The organism is Streptomyces sp. bgisy159 (assembly GCF_057707805.1).
Map to the genome: position 1 here is coordinate 48,827 of NZ_JBYIQX010000001.1, position 12,543 is coordinate 61,369.

Genomic DNA, 12,543 nt, shown 5'->3' on the forward strand with positions numbered 1-12,543 from the left:
GGCCCGCCCCGGCCGTTGGGTCCTGCGGGTTACGGGATCTCGTAGCCGGCGTTGTCGGAGAAGTCCCGGTCGATGGCGCGGGCCGCCTTCTCCAGGGCCGACTTGGGGTCGGTGCCGCCGTAGATGGCGTTCAGTGCCTCACTGAACTTCGCGGTGACCGTGGGGTATCCGGCGGTCACGGGGCGGGTGACGGCGACGCAGGACCGGGTGATGTCCTTGTCGCCGCACGGCTTGGCGAGCTGGTCGGCGAAGAGCTGGAGCGGGCCGCCCTGCTTGTACAGGTCGCTGGCGGCCAGCGCCGACTTGGTGCCGGGCACCGCGCCGTTGGCCTTCGTCATCGCGCCGACGTTGGCGTCGTTGAGGAGGTAGTCCAGGAAGACGCCGGAGGCCTTGGCGTTCTTGGTGCCGGCGCCGATGCCCCAGGCCCAGGAACCCTGCCCGGTCTTCGGGCCGTTGCCGAAGTCCGGCAGCGGCAGCACCACCAGGTCGTCGCCGAGGGCCTCGCTGTAGGCGGGGTACATCCAGTGCCCGACCCAGCTCAGCGCGACCTTGCCCTTGGCGAAGGCGTTGCCGTCGGTGTTCGGGTCGACGTACGTCTTCCAGGACTGGAAGGTCTTCATGGCCGAGACGACGTCCGGGCTGTCGAGGACACCCTCGGCCTTGCCGTTGCGCAGCAGGCCGCCGCCGGCCGACCAGACGATCGGGGAGAAGCCGTAGGTGCCCCACTCGCCGGCCAGACCGTACTGCTCCGATATGTCGAGGACCTTGCCGTCGGCGTCCTTGGCCTTCAGTGCCGTGAGGGCGGCGCCGAACTCCTGCGCCGTCCAGGCGTCGCCCACGCCGGTCGGGTACTTCACCCCGGCCGCGTCCAGCAGCTTCTTGTTGCCGTACATGCCGAGACCGGAGTCGAACATGCCGAGCCCGTAGTGCTTGCCGTCGATCTCGCCCTGCGCCTTGATGGCGTCGGTGGCGTTGGCGAGGGTCTTGACGGAGAGGTGGTCGTCGACCGGGGCGAGCTTGCCGTTGTACACGAAGTTGGCCATCGTCGGGCCGTCGAACTCCAGCACGTCCGGCAGTTCGGAGGCGGCGGTGGCCGTGATGGTCTTGGTGTAGTCGTTCTCGGGGATCAGCTTCAGCTCGGCCTTGACGTCGCTCTGCGAGGAGTTGAACGACTTCACCGCGTTCTGCAGCGCGGCGGCCTCGCCGGCCTGGCCCTGGTGGGCCCAGACGCTGATGGTGCCCTTGCCGCTGCCCTCCTCGGCGGAGGCTCCGCTGCCGCCGCCCGAGCCGCAGGCGGCCAGCGCCGCCAGGGGCAGCAGGGTCAGGGCCGTGAGGGCCGTGCGACGGTACCTTCTGTCTCCGTTGATCATGGTTGGTGCCTCCGTGCGGGGATGAGCGAGGGTGTGCCGGGGGTGCGTGGGGGGAGCCGCGGGACCTGAACTGAACCGGGGCCGCGGAAACCAGGGGGGACTCGCCGGACCTGCCTGGTCCGGGAGGAGCGGGGAGCAAGCGGGCAGGGGAGGGGGAGGAAGCGGGCGAGGGAGGGGGAGGAAGCGGGCAGGGGAGGGGAAGGGAGCGGCGGAACTCGGGAACGGCGAACGGTGGTTACGAGGGCTCCGACGGCGCGGACGGCCGCCGGTTCACGACGCCCCCCGGCGGCCCGGCGGCGCCGTCGTCTCGCGGAGGACGAAGCGGATCGGCATCTCGACGGGGCGGGGCGGCCCGGCGTCCGGGTCGTCGAGCTGTCGCAGCAGCTGCCGGGCGGCCTCCTCGCCCTGCGCCGCGACCGGCTGGGCGACGGTGGTCAGACCGACCACCTCGGACAGCTCGTGGTCGTCGAAGCCGACCACGGAGACGTCCTCGGGGACCCGCAGCCGGTGCCGGCGCAGGGCGCGCAGCGCGCCCATCGCCATCTCGTCGGACTGGGCGAACACGGCGGTCGGCGGATGACGCAGCGCCAGCAGATCGCTCATGGCCCGCTCGCCGCCCTCGACCGTGTAGCCGCCGTCCGCCTCCAGCGCCGGATCGTGCTCGACCCCCGCGTCGGCCAGCACGTCCAGGTAGCCCTGGCGGCGGTCGAGCGGCGTGGTCCAGTGCAGCGGCTCACTGGCCCCGGAGATCATGCCGATCCGCCGGTGCCCGAGGTTCACCAGGTGACGTACGGCGCTCTGCGCGCCGCCCCGGTCGTCGATGCCGATGACGGTGAAGCCGGGCCGGGGCCCGCCGACCGTGGTGGCCAGCGGCACGTCGAGCGAGCGCAGGGCGGCGGCCTCCTCCGGGTCGGGGATCAGCAGGGACAGCACGGCGTCGACCCGCTTGCGGATCGGCAGACTGGTGAAGAAGCGCTTGCGCGCCTCGGGCGAGCCGAGGTTGTAGAGCAGCACGTCGTACCCGGCCGCGCTGAACACCTGCTCGGCGGCGTCCAGCACGGTCCCGAAGAACCAGCGGCCGACGTACGGCACGACGACCCCGATGGTGTGGGTGCGTCCGCTGGCCAGGCTGGAGGCCGAGCGGGAGGCGGTGTAGCCCAGTTCGGCGGCCACCGAGACGATCCGCGCCCGCATCTCCTCCGACACGCCGGGGCGGCCGCGCAGGGCGCGGGACACGGTGGACGCCGAGACGCCGGTGGCCTCGGCGACATCGGTGATGCTGACCGTCACGGGACGCTCCTTGATCGGGTTCGGCCGCGGCGTGAGCGGCGAGTGACGAGACCGTAAACCCGCCCACCCTGTTGCGCAAGCGTTTGCGTTGAGTTTTACTTCGACTTCCCATCAGAAGAGCTCTCACCAGCCAGGAAGCAGCGCACACGTTTGAGTACGATCGCCGGGACCGAGTCCCGGAGTACCCGCGTGCCGTACACCGCGTGCCGCTGCCGGCAGACAGGACCTGTCCATGCGATACGCCCCGCCCGGCCTCTGCGTGAACGACTTCGACCTTCTGCGCGCCCCGGACGGCACCTACACCGTGCTGCACCTGCAAGGCCCGTGGACGACCGAGTTCGACCACCTGCGCATGGAGACGTCGTACGGCCGGGCCACCTCCGCCGACCTGGTCCACTGGGAGCCGCAGGGCACCGCCTTCGGCAACGGGCTGCCGGGCCGCTTCGACCAGCAGGCGGTGTGGACCATGCACGCCTTCCCGCACGGCGACGGCATGGCGATGTACTACACCGGCGTCGCCGGGCTGACCCCGGGCGGCTGGCCGTTGCAGTCGGTCGGCCTGGCCTACTCCGACCGCACCGACGGCACCGGCTGGCGCCGCCACGGCACCGGGCCCGTCGTCGAGGCGGACCCCCGCTGGTACCGCACCGGTGAACGCATGGGCTGGCGCGACCCCTTCGTCGTACGCGACGACGAGTCCGACGGCTGGGTCATGGTCGTCTGCGCCGCCGACGCCTCCCTGCCGGTCGAGGTCAGCGGCTGTGTCGCCTGGGCGACCTCCGACGACCTGGAGCACTGGACCGTCCACCCGCCGCTCCTGTCCCCCGGCGACGTCGACGAGCTGGAGTGCCCGGTGCTCGAACGCCTCGACGACGGGAGCTGGTTGCTGCTCGGCTCGATCGGCGCGACGCGCGGCTTCGAGGCGTGGACCGCCCCGCGGCTGCGCGGCCCGTGGACCCGCCGCGGCCCGCTCGGCCCGACGGGCGCGTACGCCCCGCGTGTCGTCCGCGCCCCCGACGGCTCCCGCGTCGTGCTGCACACCACCCCCCGCCGTATCGGCCTGACCGACGGCGGCGACCTCTGCCGCGGCATGCTCGCCCAGCCCAAGTCCCTCGTCATGGAGAGCGGCGCGGACGGCGACGGCGACGGCGACACCGGCGGTGACAGCACCACGGGCGGGCACGGCACCGGCGGCGGGTCGCCCCGGCTGCACTGGTGGGCGGGGCTGGACCGGTGGCTCGGGGAGCCGACCCACGAGGCCGTCCCGCACGCGGTCGGCGACCTGGACCTCACCGGCCGCACCGAGGTCGTCCTGCGCACCGACGCCCCCGGCGGTGGCCGGCCCGCCCTCACCGTCGGCTGCGACGGCAAGAACCTCTGGGCCACCGGCCCCGACGGCCTCCGCCTCGCCGAGACCGCCCTCACCGAACCGGCCGCCAGACTGCGCGTCCTCACCGTCGGCGAGTACGTGGAGGTCTACGCCGACGGCGTGTTCGCCCTCACCACCCTGTGCTACTCCGGCCACCCCGCCCCGTGGACCGCGCTCACCGACGGGCCCGCCCGCCCGGTCCCCGTCCGCCCCGTCCGCCTGCCCGACCCGCACCGCGACGACGCCTCGGCCGTCTGGCCCGGCCCCCGCTGAGCGGAACCCGCACGGATATCTCCTGGCCCGGCCTCCCGCCGTACGTCTACCGTCACCGCATGTCCACGACCACCCCGGCGACCACCACCCTGTGGCGCCCGACCGGCCCCGAGGAACTCGCGCTCGTCGAGGCGTCCGGCTGGACCGCCTGGCCGCCCCGGCTGCCCGAGCAGCCGATCTTCTACCCGGTGCTCGACGAGGAGTACGCGATCCGGATCGCCCGGGACTGGAACGTGCCCGCGTCCGGCGCCGGGTACGTGACACGCTTCCAGGTGGAGAGCGGGTTCCTCCGGCGGTACCCGGTGCGGCAGGCCGGCGGGAGGACCATCCTGGAGCTGTGGGTGCCGGCGGAGGAACTGGATGAGGTCAACGCGCACATCGTGGGACCCATCGAGGTCGTACGGGAGTTCCGCTGACGTGGCGGACGAGGCGGGCGGGCCGGGCGGGCCGGGCGGGCCGGGCGGGCCGGATCGGCGCGGGCGGCGGCCGGCGCGGGCGGGGTGCGCAGGTGTGCTGCTGGCGGCCGTGAGCGCGGTCGTCGGGTGCCGGACCGCCGACGTCGACGGAGTGACGCCCGTACCGCAGGTGCTGGCGTTCCTGCCCTGGCTGCTGGCGCCGACCGCGCTCGCGCTCGCCCTGTCGCTGCTCGCCCGGTGGTGGACCGGGCTGGTCTGGGGCGTGGCCGTCCTGGGCCTGCTGGCCTGGTTCATCGAGCCGTACGGCGTCACCGACGACCCCGGCGGCAGGCCGGTCGCCGGGCTGCGCGTGCTGACGGCGAACGTGGAGTTCGGCCGGGCCACCGGCTCCCTCCTCGACGCCGTCCGCCGGGACCGGCCCGACCTCGTCTTCGTCACCGAGTGCGAGGAGGGCTGCCGGACGGTCCTGGCCCGCGAGGCGGGCGCCGACTACCCGTACCGGCAGGGCGTGCCGGGCACCAGCTCCGCAGGGTCGCTGATCCTCAGCCGGCACCCCCTCACCCCGGCCGCCACGCTGCCGGGCTCCATGGGCATGCCGGGCGCCGTCGCCGACGTCGACGGCCACGCCGTACGGCTGCAGCTCGTCCACCCCGAGCCGCCGCTGCCCCGTCAGGTGTCGCTGTGGCGGCGGGAACTGGGCCGGGTCCGGGACTTCGCCGCCGGGCAGCGCGGGCCGCTGGTCCTCGCCGGGGACTTCAACGCCTCCCAGGACCACGCCGCGTTCCGGCACATCCTGGACACCGGGCTGCGCGACGCCGCCCGCCTCGTCGGCAAGGACCGGGCGCCGAGCTGGCCGGCCCGCACCACGCCCGCCTTCGGCGCGCAGATCGACCACGTCCTCGTCTCCGCCGACTTCTCCGCCCGCACCGCCCGCTTCCTGACCCTGACCGGCACCGACCATCGCGCGCTGCTCGTCGACATCACCCTCCACCAGCGCGGATGAGCCGGCACGGCCCCGATAATGGGCGTATGTCCCGTGAGTTCGCCATCGGCCTGACCCCTCCCGACTGGCTGATGCGCAACCTGCGGCCCCAGCAGGCACCCGTCAACCGGCCCGCCGTCGCCCGCGCCGCCGTCGCGATGACGCTGCCCCTGGCCGTCGGCCTCGCCGTCGGCCGTCCCGCCTACGGCGCGCTCGCCTCGATGGGCGCCCTGTCCGGAGTCATCGGCGACACCGCCGACGCCTACCGGATGCGGCTGCTGAACATCGCGGTCCCGCAGTTCTTCGGCGCCGTCGGCATCACCGTCGGCTCCGCCGTCCACGGCCACGGCTGGTGGGCGGTGGCCGCGGTCACCGGAGTCGCCCTGGTCTCCGGGATGATGTCCACGATCGGCGCGGTGGCGTCCGTCTCCGGGCTGTTGCTCCTGCTCAACTCGGTCATCGGCGCCGGCCTGCCGTTGCCCGGCCCTTGGTGGCTGGCCCCGCTGCTGATGACCGGCGGCGGCGCGCTCGTCCTCGTACTCGCCCTGCTGGCATGGCCGCTGCGCGGCGGCGTCCCCGAACGGACGGCGGTCGCCGACACCTACCGCACGGTGGCCGAACTGCTCGCCGCCTGCGGCAGCGAGATCCCCGGCGAGTACGAGGACGCCCGCCGCGCCGTCACCCAGGCGCTGAACCAGTCGTACGACGTCGTCCTCGCCCGGCGCGCCCTGCACCACGGCCGCAGCCCCGACCTGACCCGGCTGCTCGCCCAGCTGAACGCGATCACCCCGGTCGTGGAGGCGGCTCCGGCCGCGCAGCTCGCCGGCGTCCGGCTGCCGCCGGAGGTCCCGCAGGCCGTGCGCCACCTCGCGCAGGCCGTGGAGACCGGCTACACCGGTCCGATAGGGCTCGCCCTGCCGGATCCGGCCGGTGAGACCGCCCGCGCCGTCGACCACGCCCTGCGCCACGCGGCGGACGTGGTCACCTCGCCCGACATCGACCTGCGGGGCGTCGACGACCGCCTCGGCCGCCCGGCCGCCCTGCCGGTGCGCGCCGCCCGCGCGGCCCGGGACGTCACCCTGTCCGCCGGTTCCTGGCGGTACGGGCTGCGGCTGGCGCTCTGCATCGGGCTGGCGCAGGTCCTGGTGTCGATCATCCCGGTCCCGCGCTCCTACTGGGTCGCCCTCACCGTCACCTTCGTCCTCAAGCCGGACTTCGGGTCGGTGTTCTCGCGGGCGCTGCTGCGGGCGCTGGGCACCGTGGCCGGACTGGTGGTGGCCGCCGCCGTGCTCGCGGAGGTGCCGCGCGGCTGGTGGGACGTACCGGTGATGCTGCTGCTGGCGCCCCTGATCCCGGTGCTGACCCCGCGCGGCTACGGCTACCAGACCGCCGCCATCACCCCGGTGATCCTGCTCCTCTCCGACTTCCTCAACCAGCAGGGCACGGCGCTGCTGCTGCCCCGCCTGGTCGACTCGCTGATCGGCTGCCTGATCGCGCTGGTCGTCGGCTACCTGCTGTGGCCGGAGAGCTGGCACACCCGGGTCGGCGCCCGTCTGGCCGACGCGGTGGCCGAGACGGCCCGCTACGTGGAAGCCGCCTTCGGCACGGGCACCGCAGCCGCCGGTGCCGGTGCCGGTGCCGGTCCGGGCACCGCCGTCGAGCCCGCCGCCCGCGCCCGCATGCGGCGCCGCCTCTACCGCGACCTGTCGGTCATCCGCACGGAGTTCCAGCGCGCCCTGACCGAACCGCCCCCCACCGGCCGTCGCGCGGCGGCCTGGTGGCCGCTGGTGGTCGCCGTGGAACGCATCGTCGACGCCACGACGGCGGCCCGGGTCCGCGTCCGGCACGGAGCCGAGCCGCCGTCCGCGGCCGAGGTCTCCCAAGTGGCGTTCCAGCTGCGGGAGCTGGCGGAGGGTCTGCGCGACACGGAGGTCCTGCACCCGGTCCGCACCGACCTCCCGGGCCCTGCGGGCAGCGTGCTGGAGCCGCTGCGCCAGGAGGTCGCGGCGGCCCGGGCGATCACGTCGCCGCGCTGAGAGCGCCGCCGGGGTCCCGGTCGCCGGCGAGTCCCCGGCCGTGCCCCGCCGTCAGGCCGAGTCGAAGCGGTGCCGGGCCGTCTCGATGGCGCCCAGATGGCGGTGGGTCCAGTCGCACATCGCGTCGACCGTCGACCGCAGGGCCCGGCCCGGCTCCGTGAGGGTGTACTCGACGCGCGGCGGCACGGTCGGGTGCACCATGCGTTCGACCAGGCCGTTGCGCTCCAGCATGCGCAGGTTCTGCGTGAGCATCTTGTGGCTGATGCCCTCGATCTCGCCCCGCAGCTCGGTGAAGCGCAGGGTGCGGTCGCCCACCGCCTCGATGATCAGCAGCGCCCATTTGTTGGCGATGTCCGTGAAGATCTCCCGGGCGAGGGAATCCGCCCGGGTCACATCTGCCTCGTCCGGCGCCGAGCCGTTGACCTGCTTGGTCACCATGAGGTTCCCCCGTCACCGAAAAGTGCGTTCTTCCACGTCAGCGCACACTCTCCTACGGTTTCCGAGTCACTGCAAGAGAGCACACGAGACAGCGCGAGGAGTCGGAGAGCCATGGCCGTCACACTGCTGAACCCCGAAGGACTGCCCGAGATCGACGTCTACCGGCAGGTGGCGGTCGCGTCCGGTACGAGGACGGTCTTCGTCGCCGGACAGGTCGCCTGGGGCGCCGACGGCGTCACGGTCGGCGAGGGCGACCTGGCCGCCCAGGTCGAGCGGTGCTACCTCAACGTCGGCACCGCCCTGGCCGGCGCGGGCGGTTCGTTCGACGACGCGGTCCGGCTGACCGTCTACGTCGTCGACTGGACGCCCGACAAGATGCCCCTGCTGCTGGACGGCATCTCCCGGGCGGCCGCGAAGCTCGGGGGCACCCCCATGCCACCGGCCACGCTGATCGGCGTGGCGGCGCTGGACGTGCCCGAGCATCTGGTCGAGATCGAGGCCACCGCGGTCCTCGACTGAACCGGCGCCACCGCGCCGGCGTCACGGCCTCCCGGGGGCGGGGGCCGTCAGCGCGTCCGCGGTCCAGGTGAGGTGCCGGGTCAGTAGGCGGACCGCGGTGTCGGCGTCACGGGCCAGCGCCGCCTCCTCCAGCCGACGGTGCTCGCCGGCGTGGTCCCGGCCGGGGTTGCGGTGCGCCGACCAGCGGCGGGCCAGCTCGCTCGCGGTCCACATCCGGTCGAAGGTCTCCAGCAGGACCGGGTTGCCGCAGCCCTCCAGCAGGGCGCGGTGGAAGCGGCGGTGCGCCTCGGACCAGGCGGCGCTGTAGTACTCGCCCTCCCGCGGCTCGTACGCCGGGGTGCGGGCCAGCCGGTGGTGGGCGGCTCGTACGCGGGCCTCCCAGTCGACGTCGCCGCGCTCGACGGACAGGCGCAGCACGACCGGTTCGATGGTCCGGCGGGCCTCCGCGGTCTCCTGCCAGCGGCGGTCGGAGAAGGACGGCACGGCGAAGCCGCGGTTGGGCAGCCGGTCGGCGAGGCCCTCGCCGACCACCCGGACCAGCGCCTCGCGCACGACGGCCAGGCTCACGCCCTGCTCCCTGGCGAGGTCCTGCGGCTTGAGGGCGTCACCGGGGGCGTAGTCACCGCGCATGATCGCGTCCCGCAGGAGCGCGTAGACCTGCTCGGAGAGCATCTGCTTTCCCGGGGCGGACGAGGAGCGGGCCGTCTGGGTCATGCCCTGCAGCATAGACGATCCCGAAGATAATCGATTATCGGTGCTACAGTCGATTGTGCGGTCGACGAGGTCGGCGGCGACACCTCCGCGTGCGCCGCCGTCCCTCCGTCGGCCGCGCCCCCACTCCCAGCACGGCGCGAAAGGAACGACACGATGAGCACCCACGACACGGTGAGCACCGAGGACCTGTTCGCCCGCCTCCCCGAGGCGGCCTCCTTCACCGTCACCAGCACCACCGTCGCCGACGGCGCCGCCTGGCCGGCCGAGCAGTTCTCCGGCCTCTTCGGCGTGCCCGGCGGCAAGGACGTCTCCCCGCAGCTGTCCTGGACCGGCGCCCCGGAAGGCACCAGGAGCTACGCCGTCACCGTCTACGACCCCGACGCCCCCACCGGCTCCGGGTTCTGGCACTGGGCGGTCGCCGACATCCCCGCCACCACCACCGGGCTGCCCGAGGGCGCCGGCGACGACACCGGTTCCGGCCTGCCCGAGGGCGCCTTCCAACTGCCCAACGACGCGCGCATGGCCCGCTTCGTCGGCGCCGCCCCGCCGGCCGGTCACGGCCCGCACCGCTACGTCGTCGTGGTGCACGCCCTCGACGTCGAGTCCACCGGCGTCGCGGCCGACGCCACCCCGGCCGTCCTCGGCTTCACCATGGCCGGGCACGTCCTCGGCCGCGCGGTCCTGACCGCCACCGCCGAAATCCCCGCCTGACGGGCAGCATGCCCCGCCTCTTCGACACCACGGAGATGTATCCGCGCACCGTCCTGGAGCTCGGCGAGGAAGGCGTGGTCCCGCTGCGCGCCCGCGTCGCCGAGCGGCTCGGCCGGAGCGGGCCGACGGTCAGCCGGACGGTGGCGCGCAGGGAACGGGACGGTCTGCCGCGCGTCGCCGGTGACCGCCGGCTGGAGCTGACGGAGACGGGCCGGCGGATCGCGAGAGCTTCCCGCGCGCAGCGCCGCGCACGTCTTCGTGACCACCGGCCCCTGAAACCACGGGGGTGTCCGGCCGCCGTGCGGCCGGACACCCGGGCGGTGTGCGGGTGGGGTCAGGCCCCGATGTGGCAGCCGTCGGTGCGCCAGACCGCCACCACCGACGGGCGGACGATCTTGCCCGGGCCGTCGGGCCAGGTGCTGGCCGGGTGGTCGACGTCGGCGCCGTCGACCTCGCCGGGGTGCTGGACGGCGACCAGGACCCGCCGGTCCTGCACGATCGGGCCGCAGGTCTCGGCACCGGTCGGCACGGTCAGGAACTGCTTGAGCTCACCCCGGCGCGAGCCGCGCGTGGCGACGGCGAAGAGGCCGTCGTGCGAGCCGAGCCGGTTGCCGTCGGTGGAGATCCACAGGTTGCCGTACGGGTCGAACGCCACGTTGTCCGGGCAGGAGATCGGGCTGACCCGGTCCTTCGGGAAACCGGCGAAGTAGGTCGCCGGGTCGTCGGGGTCACCGGCGACCAGGAACAGCGACCAGCAGAACCGGGTGCTGTCGGCGCGGTTCCAGCGCTCGGTCAGCTCCAGCACGTGGCCGTGCTTGTTGCCGATGCGCGGGTTGGCCTCGTCGGGGCCGGCGTAACCACTGGTACCGCGCCGGGAGTTGTTGGTGAGGGCCACGTACACCTTGCCGGTGACCGGGTTGGGCTCGATGTCCTCGGGCCGGTCCATCTTCGTCGCGCCGACCTTGTCACCGGCGAGGCGGGTGAAGACGAAGACCTCCTCGGCGGTCATGCCCTCGACGTGCGAGACGGCGCCGTCGGCGGTGGCGGTCGCCAGCGGGATCCACTGCCCGCTGCCGTCGAACTCGCCGTCACTCGGCAGCGTGCCGGTGCCGTCGATCTCCATGGCCGGGGAGTCGCCGGTCAGCTTGGCGACGTAGAGGGTGCCCTCGTCGAGGAGGGAGAGGTTGTGCTCGCGGACGGCGCGGGAGTGCCCGTGCCGCATCCGCTTGCTGCCGACGAACTTGTAGAAGTAGTCGAAGCGCTCGTCGTCGCCCGTGTACACGACCGGCCGGCCGTCGTGGGTGAGCCGCACGGTCGCCGCCTCGTGCTTGAAGCGGCCCAGCGCGGTGTGCTTGCGGGGCGTGGAGTGCGGGTCGTACGGGTCGAACTCCACCACGTACCCGAAGCGGTGCACCTCGTTGGGCTCCTGGGCGACGTCGAACCGCTTGTCGAACCGTTCCCACTTGCGCTCGGTGGCGCCGGTGCCGATGCCGTACCGCTTGTCGGTGGGCCGGGAGGAGTTGGCGAAGTACTGGTTGAAGTTCTCCTCGCCGTGCAGCGTGGTGCCCCACGGGGTGGTGCCACCGGAGCAGTTGTTGAGGGTGCCGAGCACCTTGGTGCCGGTCGGGTCGGCGGACGTCCGCAGCAGCTCGGAGCCGGCGGCCGGCCCGGTGAGGCGGAACTCGGTGGTGGCGGTGACCCGGCGGTTCAGGTGGTGCCGGGTCACGGGGGTGAGCTTGCCCGTCCGACGGTCCTCGGCCACGACGACGGCGCTCAGACCGTGCGCGGCCCAGGCGATCTCGACCTGCTCGCGGGTCGGGTTCTCGGGGTCGTAGCCCCGGAACATCAGGACCTCGTCGGTGTACTCGTGGTTGGCGACGAGGAGCTGGTGGCCGCGCTCACCGGGCAGCGGCAGCAGCGACAGGAAGTCGTTGTTGTAGCCGAACTGGCCGGCCTGCGCGGCGGCGCTCTGGTTCTCCGGGTCGAAGGCGGGGGCGCCGCGCAGGATGGGCTCACCCCAGCGGATGACGACGTTCTGGCCGTATCCCTCGGGGATCGTGACGGCGTCGGCGGTGTTGGGCGCGACCGGGCTGAACCGCAGGCCGCGCGCACCGTCGTGGGCCGGCCTGCCCCCGCCGTGCGTGTGCGCCTGCGGGGCGGCGGCGGCCGGTCGGGCGCCCGCGACTCCGGCAGCCGTGCCGGAGGCGGCCGCGACGGTCACCACGGCGGCGGCGCGCACCATGGAGCGGCGGCTGAGCGCACCGGCGATGACGTCACCGGCGTACTCGTTGTCGCTGGTGTTGGGCACCTCGTGGAAGCAGGCGTCACCACACCGGAAACGACAGGTCAGGGCGGACCGGCCGCCCGGGTGGGCCGCGGACGGCGTTCCGATGATCGGCAGCAGTTTGCGCACCTTGCTCTCCCC

The 12,543-nt window shown here is 73.7% G+C and carries 11 protein-coding genes and 1 pseudogene; 7 read left to right on the forward strand and 5 right to left on the reverse strand.

What is annotated here, in order from left to right:
• Nucleotides 1–29: 29 nt before the first annotated feature.
• The gene (locus AC3ET3_RS00260) at nt 30–1,370 is read right to left on the reverse strand and encodes an ABC transporter substrate-binding protein (protein ID WP_432133637.1); all 1,341 of its coding nucleotides are present in this window, start codon (nt 1,368–1,370) and stop codon (nt 30–32) included.
• 270 nt (nt 1,371–1,640) lie between these two features.
• Nucleotides 1,641–2,660: a LacI family DNA-binding transcriptional regulator gene (locus AC3ET3_RS00265; protein ID WP_432133636.1), complete on the reverse strand. Its 1,020-nt coding sequence runs from the start codon at nt 2,658–2,660 to the stop codon at nt 1,641–1,643.
• A 232-nt stretch (nt 2,661–2,892) separates the two neighbouring features.
• Between AC3ET3_RS00265 and AC3ET3_RS00270 the strand changes: the two genes are divergently transcribed.
• From AC3ET3_RS00270 to AC3ET3_RS00285, 4 genes are all read left to right on the forward strand, one after another.
• Entirely contained in the window at nt 2,893–4,302 is a 1,410-nt protein-coding gene (locus AC3ET3_RS00270; protein ID WP_432157486.1) for a glycoside hydrolase family protein, read from the forward strand.
• Between the two features lie 59 nt (nt 4,303–4,361).
• Nucleotides 4,362–4,718 carry a hypothetical protein gene (locus AC3ET3_RS00275; RefSeq protein ID WP_432133634.1) on the forward strand — a complete coding sequence of 119 codons (357 nt, stop codon included), beginning with the start codon at nt 4,362–4,364 and terminating at the stop codon, nt 4,716–4,718.
• 94 nt (nt 4,719–4,812) lie between these two features.
• Nucleotides 4,813–5,721 (forward strand): endonuclease/exonuclease/phosphatase family protein, encoded by a 909-nt coding sequence (locus AC3ET3_RS00280; RefSeq protein ID WP_435611406.1) that lies wholly within the window; start codon nt 4,813–4,815, stop codon nt 5,719–5,721.
• Between the two features lie 26 nt (nt 5,722–5,747).
• Nucleotides 5,748–7,736, forward strand: a complete 1,989-nt coding sequence (locus AC3ET3_RS00285; RefSeq protein ID WP_435611407.1) for an FUSC family protein — start codon at nt 5,748–5,750, stop codon at nt 7,734–7,736.
• Nucleotides 7,737–7,787: 51 nt separating this feature from the next.
• Here the strand turns inward: AC3ET3_RS00285 and AC3ET3_RS00290 are convergent, their stop codons facing one another.
• Nucleotides 7,788–8,174: a winged helix-turn-helix transcriptional regulator gene (locus AC3ET3_RS00290; protein ID WP_435611408.1), complete on the reverse strand. Its 387-nt coding sequence runs from the start codon at nt 8,172–8,174 to the stop codon at nt 7,788–7,790.
• A 111-nt stretch (nt 8,175–8,285) separates the two neighbouring features.
• Between AC3ET3_RS00290 and AC3ET3_RS00295 the strand changes: the two genes are divergently transcribed.
• Entirely contained in the window at nt 8,286–8,693 is a 408-nt protein-coding gene (locus AC3ET3_RS00295) for a RidA family protein (RefSeq protein ID WP_432133630.1), read from the forward strand.
• 21 nt (nt 8,694–8,714) lie between these two features.
• Here AC3ET3_RS00295 and AC3ET3_RS00300 read toward each other — a convergent pair whose 3' ends face one another.
• Nucleotides 8,715–9,407: a GntR family transcriptional regulator gene (locus AC3ET3_RS00300; protein ID WP_432133629.1), complete on the reverse strand. Its 693-nt coding sequence runs from the start codon at nt 9,405–9,407 to the stop codon at nt 8,715–8,717.
• A gap of 153 nt (nt 9,408–9,560) precedes the next feature.
• Between AC3ET3_RS00300 and AC3ET3_RS00305 the strand changes: the two genes are divergently transcribed.
• Nucleotides 9,561–10,118, forward strand: a complete 558-nt coding sequence (locus AC3ET3_RS00305; protein ID WP_435611409.1) for a YbhB/YbcL family Raf kinase inhibitor-like protein — start codon at nt 9,561–9,563, stop codon at nt 10,116–10,118.
• A gap of 8 nt (nt 10,119–10,126) precedes the next feature.
• Nucleotides 10,127–10,381 (forward strand): annotated as a pseudogene (locus AC3ET3_RS00310) (helix-turn-helix domain-containing protein); the annotation flags it as partial.
• A gap of 71 nt (nt 10,382–10,452) precedes the next feature.
• Here AC3ET3_RS00310 and AC3ET3_RS00315 read toward each other — a convergent pair.
• The gene (locus tag AC3ET3_RS00315; protein ID WP_435611410.1) at nt 10,453–12,531 is read right to left on the reverse strand and encodes a PhoX family protein; all 2,079 of its coding nucleotides are present in this window, start codon (nt 12,529–12,531) and stop codon (nt 10,453–10,455) included.
• Nucleotides 12,532–12,543: the final 12 nt, after the last annotated feature.